General features: G+C 71.8%; 12 protein-coding genes and 1 pseudogene. 6 read left to right on the top strand and 7 right to left on the bottom strand.

What is annotated here, in order from left to right; translation table 11 throughout:
• Positions 1-76 precede the first annotated feature (76 nt).
• Both ACFWEE_RS21310 and ACFWEE_RS21305 read left to right on the top strand, forming a co-directional pair.
• The gene (locus tag ACFWEE_RS21310; protein ID WP_386891187.1) at positions 77-682 is read left to right on the top strand and encodes a DUF6114 domain-containing protein; all 606 of its coding nucleotides are present in this window, start codon (positions 77-79) and stop codon (positions 680-682) included.
• Positions 675-2,036 carry a hypothetical protein gene (locus tag ACFWEE_RS21305; protein ID WP_386891185.1) on the top strand — a complete coding sequence of 454 codons (1,362 nt, stop codon included), beginning with the start codon at positions 675-677 and terminating at the stop codon, positions 2,034-2,036. The genes ACFWEE_RS21310 and ACFWEE_RS21305 overlap by 8 nt, the downstream gene beginning before the upstream one ends.
• Positions 2,037-2,248: 212 nt before the next feature.
• Here ACFWEE_RS21305 and pyk read toward each other — a convergent pair whose 3' ends face one another.
• The 3 genes from pyk to pta form a co-directional block, all read right to left on the bottom strand.
• Positions 2,249-3,679 carry a pyruvate kinase gene (gene pyk, locus ACFWEE_RS21300; protein WP_386891183.1) on the bottom strand — a complete coding sequence of 477 codons (1,431 nt, stop codon included), beginning with the start codon at positions 3,677-3,679 and terminating at the stop codon, positions 2,249-2,251.
• An 88-nt stretch (positions 3,680-3,767) separates the two neighbouring features.
• Positions 3,768-5,096, bottom strand: a complete 1,329-nt coding sequence (locus tag ACFWEE_RS21295; protein WP_386891181.1) for an acetate kinase — start codon at positions 5,094-5,096, stop codon at positions 3,768-3,770.
• 5 nt (positions 5,097-5,101) lie between these two features.
• Positions 5,102-7,174 (bottom strand): phosphate acetyltransferase, encoded by a 2,073-nt coding sequence (gene pta, locus ACFWEE_RS21290; RefSeq protein WP_386891179.1) that lies wholly within the window; start codon positions 7,172-7,174, stop codon positions 5,102-5,104.
• 425 nt (positions 7,175-7,599) lie between these two features.
• Between pta and ACFWEE_RS21285 the strand changes: the two genes are divergently transcribed.
• A complete protein-coding gene (locus tag ACFWEE_RS21285) occupies positions 7,600-8,625 on the top strand; it encodes an ATP-dependent 6-phosphofructokinase (RefSeq protein ID WP_386891178.1) in 1,026 nt (341 codons plus the stop codon).
• 167 nt (positions 8,626-8,792) lie between these two features.
• Here the strand turns inward: ACFWEE_RS21285 and ACFWEE_RS21280 are convergent, their stop codons facing one another.
• Positions 8,793-8,969 (bottom strand): hypothetical protein, encoded by a 177-nt coding sequence (locus tag ACFWEE_RS21280; RefSeq protein WP_386891176.1) that lies wholly within the window; start codon positions 8,967-8,969, stop codon positions 8,793-8,795.
• A 1,056-nt stretch (positions 8,970-10,025) separates the two neighbouring features.
• Here ACFWEE_RS21280 and ACFWEE_RS21275 point away from each other — a divergent pair.
• Positions 10,026-10,340: pseudogene (locus tag ACFWEE_RS21275) on the top strand (cellulose-binding protein); the annotation flags it as partial.
• Positions 10,341-10,449: 109 nt separating this feature from the next.
• On the opposite strand, the gene ACFWEE_RS21270 reads toward ACFWEE_RS21275, so the two are convergent.
• The gene (locus ACFWEE_RS21270; RefSeq protein WP_386891174.1) at positions 10,450-11,124 is read right to left on the bottom strand and encodes a response regulator; all 675 of its coding nucleotides are present in this window, start codon (positions 11,122-11,124) and stop codon (positions 10,450-10,452) included.
• Complete coding sequence (locus ACFWEE_RS21265) at positions 11,121-12,902, bottom strand: ATP-binding protein (RefSeq protein ID WP_386891172.1); 1,782 nt, start codon at positions 12,900-12,902, stop codon at positions 11,121-11,123. Before ACFWEE_RS21265 ends, ACFWEE_RS21270 begins: the two co-directional genes overlap by 4 nt.
• 117 nt (positions 12,903-13,019) lie before the next feature.
• Between ACFWEE_RS21265 and ACFWEE_RS21260 the strand changes: the two genes are divergently transcribed.
• Entirely contained in the window at positions 13,020-13,733 is a 714-nt protein-coding gene (locus ACFWEE_RS21260; RefSeq protein WP_386891170.1) for an alpha/beta fold hydrolase, read from the top strand.
• Positions 13,734-13,775: 42 nt separating this feature from the next.
• On the opposite strand, the gene ACFWEE_RS21255 is transcribed toward ACFWEE_RS21260, so the two are convergent.
• The gene (locus ACFWEE_RS21255) at positions 13,776-14,417 is read right to left on the bottom strand and encodes a GNAT family N-acetyltransferase (RefSeq protein WP_386891168.1); all 642 of its coding nucleotides are present in this window, start codon (positions 14,415-14,417) and stop codon (positions 13,776-13,778) included.
• 297 nt (positions 14,418-14,714) lie between these two features.
• Here ACFWEE_RS21255 and ACFWEE_RS21250 point away from each other — a divergent pair, with 297 nt between their 5' ends.
• Positions 14,715-16,115, top strand: coding sequence for a cation:dicarboxylate symporter family transporter (locus tag ACFWEE_RS21250; protein ID WP_386891167.1), 1,401 nt, complete (start codon positions 14,715-14,717; stop codon positions 16,113-16,115).
• The last annotated feature ends 148 nt before the right edge of the window (positions 16,116-16,263 follow it).

The raw sequence follows: 16,263 nt of genomic DNA, 5'->3' as shown, positions 1-16,263 counted from the left end.
CGGAGCCGTGCACGCGGGCTCCGGCCGCCCACCCTCCCTTTCTCACAGCAGTACCGGTTCCAGGGAGCTGTTTTCCATGAGCCCCGAGTCCACAGGGCAGAACGAGCACTACCTCACCACCTCTCGGCGGGGTTTCCGCTCCTGGCGGGGGAGCAGGCCGTTCTGGGCAGGCCTGTTCACCATGGCGGGCGGTATACCCATCGCCTACTTCCCGTACGCCAACATGCACCTCGGCAACGTCACTCTGGCGATGTCCACCACCGCCGGAGCCGGTTCACTGATCATCGGGGTTCTGCTCGTCACGCTGGGCCTGACGATGTGGTTCCACCACATCGTTCGCGTCTTCGCGGGAGTGGCGGCGATCCTGCTCGGGCTGATCTCCATACCCGTGGCCAACTTCGGCGGGTTCGTGATGGGCTTCGTCCTCGCGCTGCTCGGCGGCGCGCTTTCCGTTTCCTGGGCCCCGGGACAGCCACAGACAGACACCGAAACCACGGAGGGTCTCGCGCGGTCCGAGAACACGCAGATGGGCCCTGCTGCCTTCGGCACCGACAAGCCCGCGTTCGCGTACGGGCCGCTCTCGGAGGAGCCGCACGGCATCACCACCTTCCCCGCGCAGCTGCCCGCCGACGTCGACCCGGCGGCCGACGCCGACGCGGACGGCGGGAGGCACCGTGCGTGAGGACGGGTACTCCGACACGTTCGCGGGCGAAGCCGCCCGCGAGCGGAGGGGCCCGCGTCACGCGGCTCCCCGCAAGTCGCTGCTGATGAAGCTCAACCTGCCTTCCGGGAAGAAGGCGTTCGCGCTCGCCGCGATGCCGACGGCGGTCTTCGTGGGCATGAGCCTCACGCCCAAGCTCGCCATGGCGGACGACGCCTCGGACATCCCGTTCGCGCCCGGCCCGTGCGTCACCCGGTCCGACGAGCCGAGCGAGTCGCCGGAGCCGTCGACGTCCGCCTCACCGTCGCCCTCGGCCTCCGCCTCCGACTCCGCTTCGGCGGGCAAGGACGGGGACGCGGGTACGGACAAGGGCGAGGACTCCGGCCCCGCACCGACCACGACTCCGTCCCCCTCCGCGACGTCGGACGCGCCCGCCGCCGACGACACCGCGGGCGTAGCCGCCGGGGCCGAGCCCACCGCCGAGCCCACACCCACCGCGACGAAGAGCACCAACCCGCTCGACCCGCTGGGTGTCGGCGACGCGATCAAGGGCTTCTTCGACAGCCTCGACCCGAACAAGGCGACCCCGTCCCCGAGCGCCACCACCGAGGCGCCGAAGGCCGAGGAGACCACCGGCTCCGGAACCGCCGGTGCGGAGAAGTCCGCCGCGTCGTCCACCGATGACACCGACACATCCCCGGCCGGAGCGGCGAAGGAAGCCGACGCCGTGAAGGACGCGGCTGCCGCCGAGGCCAAGAAGACCGAGGCCGCCATCCGCGCCGCGGCGGCCGAGGCCGGTCAGACGGTCGAGGAGCTGGACGAGGACGCCAAGGGCCTCGACGCGAAGAAGGACGAGGACATCCCGGACGGCGCCAAGCAGCCGTTCCCGTGCCCGACCGAGGACCCGGAAGCCCTCGCGGCGGCCGAGCTGGAGCCGGGCGTGCCCCTGCTCCCGACCGACCCGTGGATCCTGCAGTCCTCGCTGCTCACCCTCGCGGGGCTGGACTACGCGGGCATCGTGGAGGTGAAGACGGCGGACGGCGCGGTCAAGAAGGTGCTGAAGTTCACCGCCGACTCCATCGACATCAAGGACCTGCACCAGACGGCGGTCGGCCCGGACGGCACCACCATGCACGTCCAGGCCCGGGACGGCTCCACGTCCACCATCCGCGGCGGCAAGGTGACGATGTACACGGAGGAGCTGAAGGGCAACCTCTTCGGCATCATCCCGATCACCTTCAGCCCCACCGCGCCGCCCCCGATCAACGTGCCCTTCGCGTTCTTCACGAACGTCAAGGTCACCCAGGCCGGCCAGTTCGGCGGGTCGCTCACGGTGCCGGGGCTGCACAACTACCTCACCAAGAACGCGAGCTGACACCAGCCGCACCCCAGACCAGTCCGGGAGCCGCACAACACCTGTGGCCCGCACCCCTGTTGACCGGGGAGGCGGGCCACAGGCGTGTCCGTGCTTGCCTCTCCCGTACGGCGCTGCGCGACCCCGTACGGCAGAACGGCCGTGGGCCGCACCCCCCGGCTCTCGCCGGAGTGTGCGGCCCACGGCCGTCGCTGTGCCGGTGGCGTGCGCCGTCAGGCGCGGTCGCCGCCGCCCACGTGGTGGACGCGGACCATGTTGGTGGTGCCGGGGATGCCGGGGGGCGAACCGGCGGTGATGATCATCGTGTCGCCCTCGTTGTAGCGACCGAGCTTCAGCAGCTCGGCGTCGACCATGTCGACCATCGCGTCGGTGGTCTCCACGTGCGGCACGACGTGGGCCTCGACGCCCCAGCTCAGCGTGAGCTGGTTGCGGGTGGACTCGTCCGTGGTGAACGCGAGCACCGGCTGCGCGGCGCGGTAGCGGGACAGACGACGGGCGGTGTCACCGGACTTGGTGAACGCGACCAGCGCCTTGCCGTCCAGGAAGTCCGCGATCTCCGTGGCGGCGCGGGCGACCGCACCACCCTGGGTGCGCGGCTTCTTGCCCGGGACCAGCGGCTGGAGGCCCTTGGAGAGGAGCTCCTCCTCGGCGGCGACGACGATCTTCGCCATCGTCTTGACCGTCTCGATCGGGTACGCGCCGACCGAGGACTCGGCGGACAGCATGACCGCGTCCGCACCGTCCAGGATCGCGTTGGCGACGTCGGACGCCTCGGCGCGGGTCGGACGCGAGTTGGTGATCATCGACTCCATCATCTGGGTCGCCACGATCACCGGCTTGGCGTTGCGCCGGCAGAGCTCCACGAGGCGCTTCTGCACCATCGGGACCTTCTCCAGCGGGTACTCGACGGCGAGGTCGCCACGGGCCACCATCACACCGTCGAACGCCAGGACGACGCCCTCCATGTGCTCGACCGCCTGCGGCTTCTCCACCTTGGCGATGACGGGGACCCGGCGGCCCTCCTCGTCCATCACCTTGTGGACGTCCTTGACGTCCTCGGCGTCACGGACGAAGGAGAGGGCGACCATGTCGCAGCCCATCCGCAGGGCGAACCGGAGGTCCTCCACGTCCTTCTCGGACAGCGCGGGGACGTTGACCGCCGCGCCGGGCAGGTTGATGCCCTTGTGGTCGGAGATGACACCGCCCTCGATGACGATGGTCTTGACCCGGGGGCCCTCGACCGAGATCACCTTCAGCTCGACGTTGCCGTCGTTGATGAGGATCGGGTCGCCCTTGGCGACGTCGCCGGGCAGACCCTTGTAGGTCGTGCCGCAGATCGACTTGTCGCCCGGGACGTCCTCGGCGGTGATGGTGAACTCGTCACCGCGGACCAGCTCGACGGGGCCCTCGGCGAACTTCGCGAGGCGGATCTTCGGGCCCTGGAGGTCGGCGAGCACGCCCACCGCCCGCCCGGTCTCGGCGGCAGCCTTGCGGACGCGGTCGTACCGGCCCTGGTGCTCTTCGTGGGTGCCGTGGCTGAAGTTGAATCGGGCCACGCTCATGCCGGCCTCGATCAGAGCGACCAGCTTCTCGTGGGAGTCGACGGCGGGACCGAGGGTGCAGACGATTTTGGAACGGCGCATGGGGCGGATCCTATCGGTTTGTTTCACTGCGGAATATTCCGTCTGGTGGAAAGTACAAAGGGGCGTGGGGGCGCTCAGTTGTGGGCCTCTACGGGTGCGTCGTCCCGGGCTCCTCGGGCTCGGTCGCGCTTCCGTCGCCGCCGTCCCCGGCGGCCCGTCCGACCAGCGCGAACGTCTGTCCGGCGATCTCCAGCTCCTCGTCCGTCGGCACCACGGCGACCGCGACCCGGGCGTACTCGGGGGAGATCAGCCGGGGCTGGGGCGACCGTACGGCGTTCAGATCGCCGTCCACCGCCATGCCCAGCTCCTCCAGACCGGCGACGGCGGCCTCCCGCACCGGGGCCGAGTTCTCGCCGACCCCCGCCGTGAAGGCCACCGCGTCCACCCGGCCGAGGACGGCCGTGTAGGCGCCGATGTACTTCTTCAGCCGGTGGATGTAGATGTCGAAGGCGAGGGCGGCACGCTCGTCGCCCTCGTCCACGCGGCGGCGGATCTCCCGCATGTCGTTGTCGCCGCAGAGGCCGACCAGGCCGCTCTTCTTGTTCAGCAGCTCGTCGATCTCGTCGGCCGACATCCCCGCCACCCGCTTCAGGTGGAAGGTGACCGCCGGGTCGATGTCCCCGGAGCGGGTCCCCATGACGAGGCCCTCCAGCGGGGTCAGGCCCATCGAGGTGTCCACGCACCGCCCGCCCGCCACGGCGGACGCCGAGGCGCCGTTGCCGAGGTGCAGCACGATGATGTTGAGGTCCTCGACCGGCCGGCCCAGCAGCTTCGCCGTCCGGCGGGAGACGTACGCGTGCGAGGTGCCGTGGAAGCCGTACCGGCGCACCCGGTGGGCGTCGGCGGTCTCCACGTCGATCGCGTACCGGGCCGCGTGCTCGGGCATCGTCGTGTGGAACGCCGTGTCGAAGACCGCGACCTGCGGCAGGTCCGGCCGCAGCTCCTGGGCCGTACGGATGCCGGTGATGTTCGCCGGGTTGTGCAGCGGGGCGACCGGAACCAGCCGCTCGATCTCCTTGAGCACGTCGTCGGTGACCACGGTCGGCTCGGTGAACCGGAGCCCGCCGTGCACCACCCGGTGCCCGATCGCCGCCAGCTCGGGGGAGTCGAGCCCCAGCCCGTCGGCCGCCAGCTCCTCGGCCGCGGCCTTCAGGGCCGCCGTGTGGTCGGCGATCCGGCCGGTGCGCTCACGGGTCTCGCCGCCGTCGCCCGGACGCGGGGTGTGCACGAGCCGGGAGGTTTCCTCACCGATGCGCTCCACCAGCCCGGAGGCGAGCCGGGTGTGGTCGCGCATGTCCAGCAGCTGGTACTTCACCGACGAGGAGCCGGAGTTGAGCACGAGCACCCGGTACGCGCCGGAGGGCGCCGCACCCGCCCCGTCCCGTTCGGTCGTCGCGTCGGTCGTCGTGTGGGTCATGCGGGTCACTCCTCGCCCTGCGCCTGGATAGCTGTAATGGCCACGGTGTTGACGATGTCCTGGACGAGAGCACCGCGCGACAGGTCGTTGACCGGCTTGCGCAGCCCCTGGAGGACCGGGCCCACCGCGACCGCGCCCGCCGAGCGCTGTACGGCCTTGTAGGTGTTGTTGCCGGTGTTGAGGTCCGGGAAGATCAGCACGGTGGCCTGGCCCGCCACCGGCGACTCGGGCATCTTCGTCGCCGCGACGGTCGGCTCGACCGCCGCGTCGTACTGGATCGGGCCCTCGATGAGCAGGTCGGGCCGTGCCGAGCGGACCCGGTCCGTCGCCTCCCGCACCTTCTCCACGTCCGCGCCGGAACCCGAGGTCCCGGTCGAGTACGACAGCATCGCGATCCGCGGGTCCACCCCGAAACGGGCCGCCGTCGCCGCCGACTGGACCGCGATGTCCGAGAGCTGTTCGGCGTCCGGGTCCGGGTTGACCGCGCAGTCGCCGTACACCAGCACCTTGTCGGCGAGACACATGAAGAAGACCGAGGAGACGATGCGCGCGTCGGGCTTCGTCTTGATGATCTCGAAGGCCGGCCGGATCGTCGCCGCCGTGGAGTGCACGGAACCGGAGACCATGCCGTGCGCCAGGCCCTCCTGGACCATCAGGGTGCCGAAGTAGTTCACGTCGGAGACCACGTCGTACGCCAGCTCCACCGTGACCCCGCGGTGCGCGCGCAGCTGGGCGTACCGCTCCGCGAAGGCCTGGCGCAGTTCGGAGGTCTGGGGGTCGATGAGCTGGGTGTCCGCGAGGTCGATGCCGAGGTCGGCCGCCTTCTTGCGGATCAGGTCCACGTCGCCGAGGAGCGTCAGTTCGCACACGTCGCGCCGGAGCAGCACGTCCGCGGCGCGCAGCACGCGCTCCTCGGAGCCCTCCGGCAGCACCACCCGGCGCCGGTCGGCACGCGCCTGTTCCAGCAGGTCGTGCTCGAACATCATCGGCGTGACGCGTCCGGTACGGGCCACCGAGACCCGCTCCAGGAGCGCGGCGGTGTCCACATGGCGCTCGAAGAGGCCGAGCGCGGTCTCCGCCTTGCGGGGCGTGGCCGCGTTCAGCTTGCCTTCGAGGGCGAAGAGTTCACCGGCGGTGGGGAAGGAGCCCCCCGGCACCGAGATCACCGGGGTCCCGGGCGCGAGCCGGGCCGCCAGCTGGAGGATCTCCTCACCGGGACGCTCGTCCAGCGTCAGCAGCACCCCCGCGATGGGCGGGGTACCGGCACTGTGCGCGGCGAGCGAGCCCACCACCAGGTCGGCCCGGTCGCCCGGGGTGACGACCATGCAGCCGGGCGTCAGCGCCTGGAGGAACCTCGGCAGCATGGCCCCGCCGAACACGAAGTCGAGCGCGTCCCGCGCGAGGCCCGCGTCGTCGCCGAGCAGCACCGTGCCGCCCAGTGCGGCGGTGACCTGCGCGACCGTGGGCGCCGAGAGCGCGGGCTCGTCGGGCAGCACGTAGACCGGGACGGTCAGCCGCGCCACGATGCGCTCGGCGAGGGTGTCCCGGTCCTCGGGCGCGACCCGGTTGACCACCATCGCCAGCACGTCGCAGCCGAGCCCGGCGTAGGCGCGGTACGCGTTGTGGGTCTCGGCCCGCACCGACTCGGCGGGCTGGTCCTTGCCGCCGACCACCGCGATGACGGAGGCCCCGAACTCGTTGGCGAGGCGGGCGTTGAGCGCCAGCTCGTCGGGGAGCTGGGTGTCCGCGTAGTCGGTGCCGAGCACCAGCACGACCTCGTACGCGCGCGAGACCTGGTGGAAGCGCTCGACGAGCCGGGAGACGAGTTCGTCGGTACCCTGCTCCGCCTGGATCGCCGACGCCTCGTGGTAGTCGAGGCCGTAGACCGTCTCCGGGTTCTGGGAGAGCCGGTAGCGGGCGCGCAGCAACTCGAACAGCCGGTCGGGACCGTCGTGGACCAGCGGCCGGAAGACGCCGACGCGGTCCACCTGCCGTGTCAGTAGCTCCATGACCCCGAGTTCGACGACCTGACGGCCGTCTCCCCGGTCGATCCCGGTCACGTACACGCTGCGCGTCACGCGTGGTCTCCCGTCCTGGTGCGGCTGTTCGCCCGATACGGGCGGTGATATCCCGGTAGGGGTGGCATTGGCTTGCATTATTTCCGACGATACCCGCGGGGGCCGCAGGGCCGCCCGCCGGAGACCCCTTCCCGCTTTTCCGTGCGGGGCCGCACCGTTGCCGGTGCGTGCGTGTGTGCACGCGTACACCCGGGGGCATTGCTTCCCCGCCCCGGGTCCCCGGTAGCCATGAGGCCCCACGTAACGTGGGACCGGAGGCAGCTTCCGGACCTGTTACCCGGATTTTCGCCCCCTGTTCGTGCGCCGGAGCAGCCGAAAGCGCGGGGTGTACCCCTGCCGTGGGAGAATCGGGAAGGCTCACGGCGCGGGGGCCGCTCACCAAGGCCCCGAACAGTCCGGTACTAGCGAGCAGGAGACAACGCACGATGCGCATCGGAATTCTCACCGCAGGCGGCGACTGCCCCGGCCTGAACGCAGTGATCCGTTCGGTCGTGCACCGCGCAGTGGTGGGTCACGGCGACGAGGTCATCGGCTTCGAGGACGGCTTCAAGGGCCTCCTGGACGGCCACTACCGCCCGCTGGACCTGAACGCCGTCAGCGGCATCCTGGCCCGCGGCGGCACCATCCTCGGCTCCGCCCGCCTGGAGCGCGACCGGCTCCGCGAGGCCGCCGAGAACTGCGAGGAGCTGTCCCGCCGTTACGGCATAGACGCCCTCATCCCCATCGGCGGCGAGGGCACCCTCACGGCGGCCCGGATGCTCTCCGAGGCCGGCATGCCCGTCGTCGGTGTCCCCAAGACCATCGACAACGACATCTCCGCCACCGACCGCACCTTCGGTTTCGACACCGCGGTGGGCGTCGCGACGGAGGCCATAGACCGTCTCAAGACCACCGCCGAGTCCCACCAGCGCGTCATGGTCGTCGAGGTGATGGGCCGTCACGCCGGCTGGATCGCCCTGGAGTCCGGCATGGGCGGCGGCGCGCACGGCATCTGCCTGCCCGAACGCCCCTTCCAGGTCGACGACCTGGTCAAGATGGTCGAGGAACGCTTCGCCCGCGGCAAGAAGTTCGCGGTCATCTGCGTCGCCGAAGGCGCGCACCCCGCAGAGGGCTCCATGGCGTACGCCAAGGGCGAGATCGACCAGTTCGGCCACGAGCGCTTCCAGGGCATCGGCAACCGCCTCGCCGTCGAACTGGAGCGCCGCCTCGGCAAGGAGGCCCGCCCGGTCATCCTCGGCCACGTCCAGCGCGGCGGTACCCCGACCGCGTACGACCGCGTCCTCGCGACCCGCTTCGGCTGGCACGCCGTGGAGGCCGTGCACCGCGGCGAGTTCGGCAACATGACCGCCCTGCGCGGGACCACCATCGAGATGGTGCCGCTCGCCGACGCGGTGACCCAGCTGAAGACCGTACCGGCGGACCGGATGTTCGAAGCGGAGTCGGTGTTCTAGGGCGTGTGGTGAAAGTGGCGCCGTCCGCCCGGAGGGCGGCGTCGGCGCCCTCGGGCCGCGTCCGGCGCTGTGACCAGGCGGACGCGGCCTCTCGGTGTGCCGCTCCGGCAACTCCCACCGTCCGGGTCCGGTGCGCCCCCTCGCCGGACCGGGGGCGCCGGAGCCGGTCAGTCGATGAGGCGGTCGAGGAACGGAACCGCGACGGCGAAGGCGGCGGCCCCCGCTAGGACCGCCTGGGCCGCAACCGCCCCGGCCAGTGAGGTCAGCAATCCGGCCCCCAGGCCGACGAGCAGGCCCAGCAACAGAATGAATGCCGCGCGCAACGACAGCAACGGATCGTTCACTTCGACTCCTCGGAGAGGTCCAGGCGGCTGCCTTCCGCAGCCCTCTCGCAGCTTCCGGGCGACGCGACGTGTTGCGGAACGGAAACAGTGCCCGTTTCCGCAGGTGGCAACAGATTTCTCGCCCAAAGGTGTCCCGGCGCCGCGACGGACCGTCACAGTGGACGTCACGGGGGATGTCCGGTGCGAGGAGGCCACATGCGGGAAGAGGAAAGCCGGTCCGGTCGGGAAGGCCCTGGCGGAACACCGTTCGAGGAAGCGGAGGACGTGGCCGGTCTCGGCCCCCTGGCAGGCGATCTCCTGCCCGAAGTCCTCGATTTCGTCAAGGCGTTGCGCGGCCTGTTCAAGGCGACCGGCAAGTCGCTCCGCCAATTCTCGGCCTACCACCACATCAGCGCGCCTTCGGTCTCCCGCTACCTGAGCGGGAAACGCATCCCCGACAAGCACTTCATCGACGCTCTGCTGAAATCCGCCTGCAAGGCTCACGACGTCGACCTCACCCCCGACGTGCAGGGCTACGCCTACCGGCTGCATCGCGAGGCGCTCCTCGCCCAGCAGCCGGGCCGCTACCGGCTGCAGATGGCCAGCGACAGACTTGAGGACGCGATTCTCGAACGGGAACAGGCCGAGCTCCAGCTTCGCGATCTGCGACTGAGTGTTTCCGACCAGAAACACCGACTGAGCGGCCTCGAGCGGCAGAAGCGCGAGATCGAGCGCCAGGCCGCCTTCGAGCGGGGGCGGTCGGCGGCGGAGATCGAGGTCTATCGCGGAAGGGAACGCGATCTGGAGGAGCAGTGCGACGAACTGCGTGAGGAGATCGACCGGCTCGAAGCGGAACTCGGCGAGGCGGAGCGCGATCGTGACGAGGCCCGGGCCCGCTGCGTCGAGCTGGAGGCGGAGATCGCCGAGGTCGAGGAGGGGGCCGAGCGCGAGGCACTCGAAGCGAGGGCCAGAGAAGCGCGGCAGGAGATGACGGCGGCTTCCGGGCTCGCCGAGGACCGCCTCAAGGAGTTGCAGGACGCGGCGGATCAGGCCCAGCTCCTCCGGGACAAGGCCGTCCACGAAGCGCAGCAGAAGCGCGAGGAGGCGGACGCCCTCTTTGAGGAGACCCGCGCCAAGGCCGCCCGGGCCGCCGCGGACTTCGAGACCAACCTGGCGGAGCGCCGCGAGCAGTCGGAGCGCGACCTCGCGTCCCGTCAGGCCAAGGCCGAGAAGCGCCTGGCGGAGATCGAGCACCGCGCCGAGCAGCTCCGCCTGGAGGCCGAGAAGCTCCGCACGGATTCCGAACGCCGGGCCCGTCAGACGCTGGAGACCGCGCAGCGCCAGTCCGAGGACATCGTGGCCGACGCGAACGCCAAGGCCGACCGCATCCGCGGCGGGCCGGGGACCTCGGCCCTCGGTGCCGTCGAGCCGTTCTGATTCCCGGTACCGGACGGAAGACGGTCCCGCACCCGCGCCGACGACGCGGACGGGGAAGGAACCCTCAGTGCGCCTCCGGCACCCACCGGTAGTGCAGCTCCGGCCGTCCGACCTGGCCGTAGTGCGGCCGGCGGGCGGCCCGGCCGAGGCCGACGAGATGTTCGAGGTAACGCCGCGCGGTGATGCGGGAGATGCCCAGCGCCTCGCCGGTGGCCGCCGCCGTCACCCCGTCCGGCGCCCCGCGCAGCTCACGGGTGACCGCCTCCAGCGTCGGCGCGCTCAGCCCCTTCGGCAGCGCGGCCGGGTGCGGGGCGCGCAGCACCCCGAGCGCCCGGTCCACCTCCTCCTGGCCGCTCGCCTCCCCGGCCGCCGCCCGGAACTCCGCGTACCGCACCAGCCGGTCCCGCAGCGTCGGGTAGGTGAACGGCTTCAGCACGTACTGCACCACCCCCAGCGAGACACCCTCCCGCACCACCGCGAGGTCCCTCGCCGAGGTCACCGCGATCACGTCGGCGCCGTGCCCGGCCGCCCGCAGCGCGCGCAACAGCTGGAGCCCGTGGCCGTCGGGGAGGTAGAGGTCGAGCAGCAGCAGATCGACGGGCTCCCGGTCCAGCGCCCGTACCGCCTCCGCCCGGGTGTGCGCCACCGCCGCCACCTCGAAGCCCTCCACCCGCGACACGTACATCCGGTGGGCGTCGGCGGCCACCGGGTCGTCCTCCACCACCAGGACCCGGATCATGCGCGCTCTCCTGTCGTGCTCGCGGTGGTCCTCGTGCCCGTGGTGCTGGTGGTGGCCGCGGTGCTCGTGCCGGCTCCCGTGCCGGTGGCGCCCGTAGCGCGCGTGGCGCCGTTTCCGCGGCCCGTACGGTCCCCGATCGGCAGGCGTACGGAGAACTCCGCGCCCCCGTCCGGACCCCGCCCCAGCTCCACCGTCCCGCCGTTGCGCCGCACGGTCTGGCGGACCAGCGCGAGGCCGAGCCCCCGCCCGCTGCCGTGCGTCGACCAGCCGGTACGGAACACCGCCTCGGCGTCGTCCCGCCCGATGCCGGGGCCGTTGTCCGCCACCTTCAGCAGCAGCTCCCGGGCGTCGGCCTCGGCGACGGCCGTCACCGTGACCCGGGGGCGGGCGGGTGCGTGCGCGGCCATCGGCCCGCCGTCGGGGGAGGGAGCGACGGCAACCGGGGCGCCGGGGCCCTCGGCCGCCGCGTCCATCGCGTTGTCGATCAGATTGCCCAGCACCGTCACCAGATCCCGCTGCGCCAGGGTGTCGGGCAGCACCCCGTCGTCGATCCGGCTGTCCTCGGCCAGCACCAGCTCCACCCCGCGCTCGTTCGCCTGGGCCGCCTTGCCGAGCAGCAGCGCCGCGAGCACCGGTTCGGCGACCGCGCCCACCACCCGGTCCGTCAGCACCTGGGCGAGCTCCAGCTCGGCGGTCGCGAAGCCCACCGCCTCCTCGGCGCGGCCGAGTTCGATGAGCGACACCACCGTGTGCAGCCGGTTCGCCGCCTCGTGCGCCTGCGCGCGGAGCGCCTGCGAGAAACCACGCTCCGAGTCCAACTCGCCCGACAAAGCCTGTAGTTCGGTGTGGTCCCGCAAGGTCACCACGGTGCCCCGCTGCTCACCGCCCACCACCGGACGGGAGTTCAGCACGATCACCCGGTCCGCCGTCAGATGGAGCTCGTCCCCGCGCGGCTCGGACGCCAGCAGCGCCCCGGTCAGCGAGGGCGGCAGCGCCAGCGCGTCCACCTTCCGGCCGACCGCCTCGGGCCCCAGCCCCAGCAGCTCCCGGCCCGCGTCGTTGATCAGCGCGATCCTCCGCTGCCCGTCCAGCATCAGCAGCCCCTCGCGCACGGCGTGCAGGGCCGCCTCGTGGTAGTCGTGCAGCCGGCTCAGCTCGGCCGCGTTCATCCCGTGCGTGTGGCGGCGCAGCCGGGCGTTGATCACGTACGTACCGATCCCGCCGAGCGCCAGCGCGCCCGCCGCCCCCAGGCTCAGCGCCCGCAACTGCGCCCGCACCTGGGAGGAGACCCGTTCCACCGTGATGCCCGCGCTGACCAGCCCGGTGATCCGGCCCCCGTCGCGGACCGGGGTGACCACGCGGATCGACGGGCCGAGCGTGCCCGTGTACGTCTCCTCGAACGTCTCGCCCCTCAGCGCCCGCGCGGTGTGCCCGAGGAAGGTCTCGCCGATGCGCGACCGGTCCGGGTGCGTCCAGCGGACGCCCCGCGGGTCCATGATCGTCACGAACGCGATCCCGGTGTCCGCGCGGACCTGCTCCGCGTACGGCTGGAGCACCGAGGACGGGTCCGGGGTGCGGATCGCCTCCCGTACGGAGGGCGACCCGGCGATGGCCACCGCCGCCGCCCGCACCTGCCGCCGCGCGGTCTCCTCGGCCCGCGCCGAACCGGAGACGTACGCGAAGAAGGCGCCCCCGGCCACCACGGCGGCGATGAGGACGACCTGCATGGCGAAGAGCTGACCGGCCAGGCTGCGGGGACGGGGACGGAAGGAACGCATGGCGACCAGTCTGCCCGGGGTGCGGTGCGGGGGTGCGGTGAGGGGAGCGGCGACGGGTTGGTTCGGCCAGTGGCGAAAGAAGTTTTCGTGGTGCGGGCGCCGGGACACATCCCCGGTATGAACGATCACCGCACCGTCGACGTCGGCGGCATCCGCCTGGCCTACCAGGTCTCCGGGCCGCCGGACGCCCCGCCACTCGTCCTGCTGCACGCGCTCGGCATGGACTCCTCGGACTGGGACGCCGTGGCGCCCGCCCTCGCCCGGCGCAGACGCGTCCACGCCCTCGACCTGCGCGGTCACGGCCGGAGCGAGTGGCCCGGCGCCTACTCCCTGAGCCTGATGCGGGACGACGTGCTCGGCTTCCTGGACGCGCTGGCACTCGACCGGGTGGACCTGGTGGGGCACTCGCTGGGCGGGATCGTCGCCTACCTCCTCGCCGAGGAGCACCCGCGGCGGGTGCACCGGCTCGTCCTGGAGGACGTCCCCGCCCCGCGCTCCCGGGAGCGGTCCGTACCGGCCAGACCGGAGGGGGAGTTGGCGTTCGACTGGGACATGGTCCTGGCCGTCAAACCGGAACTCGACACCCCGGAAGCAAAATGGCTGGAGCGCCTCGACCGGATCACCGCCGAGACCCTCGTGGTGGCGGGCGGACCGGACAGCCACATACCTCAGGAGGGCGTGACCGAACTGGCCCGCCGCGTCCCGCACGGGCGGGTCGTCACCATCCCGGCCGGGCACCTGGTCCACCGGGCGGAGCCGGAGGAGTTCACGAGGACCGTCGTGGAGTTCCTGTGGCCGGAGGAGGGAGTGGACCCCGGGCCGCGAGCCTGACCCGTGGCCCGGTGTGCGCGAGCCGCCCTTCCGGTCCGGGCCTCAGCCGGTGCCGGCCGGCAGGTCCCACGACCGGGGTCGGTCGAGGGCCTCCCACTCCTCCCGGAGCAGCGCGTGCACCGCCAGGTCGTGCCGACGCCCCTGGTGCAGGCAGGTGGAGCGGCGTACCCCCTCGTGGACGAAACCGGCCCCGGCCAGGGCGCCCAGTGCCGCGGTGTTCGTGGTGTGGGTCTCCGCCTCGACGCGGTGCAGCGGCAGTTCACCGAAGCCGAGGTCGACCAGCGCGTCCACGGCGGCGGTGCCGTGCCCCTGCCCGCGGTGACCGGGGTCCAGCATCAGCGTGATCGCGGCCGATCCGTCGATGAGGTTCTGTTCGGTCAGGGCGATGTGACCGATGGGAGTGCCGTCGGGGAGCAGGACGAGGAAATCGTCGCGGTCCCCGTCTTCCTGGTCGCTCTCGACGCGCTCGCGTACCGCCGACGGCGAACGCGGCCACGTACCGACCTCGCGGGCGATGACGGGGTCGGAGCGCCAGGCGTGGATCAGCTCGGCGTCGTCGGGGTCCAGCGGCGTGAAGGCGACGCCCCGACCCCGCCAGCAGACGGTCCGGAGCCGCTCGGTGTGTCCGTTCTCCGACTCTGCGCCGGCCGCGTCTGCTTCCGTCGCTGTTCCGGTTTCGATCATGAGCGGAGGCTAATGGCGCCGCGCACCGGTGGCCAGGCGTTTTCGGCCCCGCCGCTCTGGCCCGCGCCACGCGCTCAGGAACGGTGTGCACGCCACCGGGCGCATGAACGTTATGAACGCAAGGGTGACCCGCGTCACCGCTCGGTGGATAGTCGCCGGGGCCCCCAGGGACGGGGGCCGGTACGCGCCCCGACGACGGGACCCGTACGTGCCCCGGACACCGCCCGGGTGACTCGTACGCGCCCGGGGTCCGGGACTCGTGCGCCACCGAGCCGAGACCGAACCCAGGAGGCACCCGTGGCAGGGACAGCCCGACAGCGGGACCGCACCCAGTACCTGTACCTCGCCGTCATCGGGGCCGTGGTGCTCGGCATCGTCGTGGGCTTCGCCGCCCCCGGGGTCGCCGTCGAGCTGAAGCCCATCGGCACCGGCTTCGTCAACCTCATCAAGATGATGATCTCGCCGATCATCTTCTGCACGATCGTGCTGGGCGTCGGCTCGGTGCGCAAGGCCGCCAAGGTCGGCGCGGTGGGCGGGCTGGCTCTCGGCTACTTCCTGGTCATGTCGACCGTCGCCCTCGCCATCGGCCTGATCGTTGGCAACATCCTGGAGCCCGGCTCCGGGCTGCACCTCACCGAGACCGTCCGCGCGGCGGGCGAGAAGCAGGCGGAGGGGGCGAGCGAGTCCACCGCGGACTTCCTGCTCGGCATCATCCCGAAGACCATGGTCTCGGCCTTCACCGAGGGCGAGGTCCTCCAGACCCTGCTGATCGCGCTGCTCGCGGGCTTCGCCGTCCAGGCCCTGGGCTCCGCCGGTGAACCCGTCCTGCGCGGCATCGGCCACATCCAGAAGCTCGTCTTCCGCATCCTCGCCATGATCATGTGGGCGGCCCCGGTCGGCGCGTTCGGCGCGATGGCGGCGGTCGTCGGCGAGACCGGCGTGGACGCGCTGAAGTCGCTCGCCATCATCATGGTCGGCTTCTACCTCACCTGCGGACTCTTCGTCATCGTCGTCCTCGGGAGCATCCTGCGCCTGGTCGCCGGGGTGAACCTCTTCCTGCTGCTGAAGTACCTCGGCCGCGAATTCCTGCTGATCCTCTCCACCTCGTCCTCCGAGTCCGCCCTGCCGCGCCTCATCGCGAAGATGGAGCACCTCGGCGTCAGCAAGCCGGTCGTCGGCATCACCGTGCCGACCGGCTACTCCTTCAACCTCGACGGCACCGCCATCTACCTCACGATGTCGTCCCTCTTCATCGCCAACGCCATGGGCGACCCGCTGAGCGCGGGCGAGCAGATCTCCCTCCTCGTCTTCATGGTCATCGCCTCCAAGGGCGCCGCCGGAGTCACCGGCGCCGGACTCGCCACCCTCGCGGGCGGCCTCCAGTCGCACCGCCCCGGACTCGTGGACGGCGTCGGCCTGATCGTCGGCATCGACCGCTTCATGAGCGAGGCCCGCGCCCTGACCAACTTCGCCGGGAACGCCGTCGCCACCATCCTCGTCGGCACCTGGACGAAGGAGATCGACCGGGCCCGCGTGGACGAGGTCCTGGCCGGCAACCTGCCCTTCGACGAGCGGATGCTGGAGGACGACGCACCGTCCGACCCGGTCACGAAGGCCGGTTCTCCGGGGGCCGAAGATCCGGGTGCCGAAGAGGTGCCGGACCAGCGTGACGGGGGCGGGGTCCCGGCGAAGGTCTGACCCGGCGGTACGCCGACCGGCTCCGGGCCGCGCGTTCCCGCGAGGACGTGACGTGCCCGGAGTCCCCACGGACTCGAGACCTCCGCCGAGCTCCCCACCACTGCCTCGGCCGTCTCGCCGGGAACGCCCGCACCGGGAGGTGCGGGCG

It is taken from the genome of Streptomyces sp. NPDC060184, assembly GCF_042728795.1.
Classification (GTDB): Bacteria; Actinomycetota; Actinomycetes; order Streptomycetales; family Streptomycetaceae; genus Streptomyces.
Note: the sequence above shows the minus strand (reverse complement) of the source record. Positions and strands in the feature narration are given on the sequence as shown.

Excerpts from the sequence above, each read along its gene's own strand:
- ACFWEE_RS21265 (WP_386891172.1), bottom strand. The coding sequence starts at position 12,902 with ATGCGTTCCTTCCGTCCCCGTCCCCGCAGCCTGGCCGGTCAGCTCTTC.
- ACFWEE_RS21270 (WP_386891174.1), bottom strand. The coding sequence starts at position 11,124 with ATGATCCGGGTCCTGGTGGTGGAGGACGACCCGGTGGCCGCCGACGCC.
- ACFWEE_RS21310 (WP_386891187.1), top strand. The coding sequence starts at position 77 with ATGAGCCCCGAGTCCACAGGGCAGAACGAGCACTACCTCACCACCTCT.
- ACFWEE_RS21285 (WP_386891178.1), top strand. The coding sequence starts at position 7,600 with ATGCGCATCGGAATTCTCACCGCAGGCGGCGACTGCCCCGGCCTGAAC.
- ACFWEE_RS21255 (WP_386891168.1), bottom strand. The coding sequence starts at position 14,417 with ATGATCGAAACCGGAACAGCGACGGAAGCAGACGCGGCCGGCGCAGAG.
- ACFWEE_RS21295 (WP_386891181.1), bottom strand. The coding sequence starts at position 5,096 with ATGACCCACACGACGACCGACGCGACGACCGAACGGGACGGGGCGGGT.
- ACFWEE_RS21260 (WP_386891170.1), top strand. The coding sequence starts at position 13,020 with ATGAACGATCACCGCACCGTCGACGTCGGCGGCATCCGCCTGGCCTAC.
- pyk (WP_386891183.1), bottom strand. The coding sequence starts at position 3,679 with ATGCGCCGTTCCAAAATCGTCTGCACCCTCGGTCCCGCCGTCGACTCC.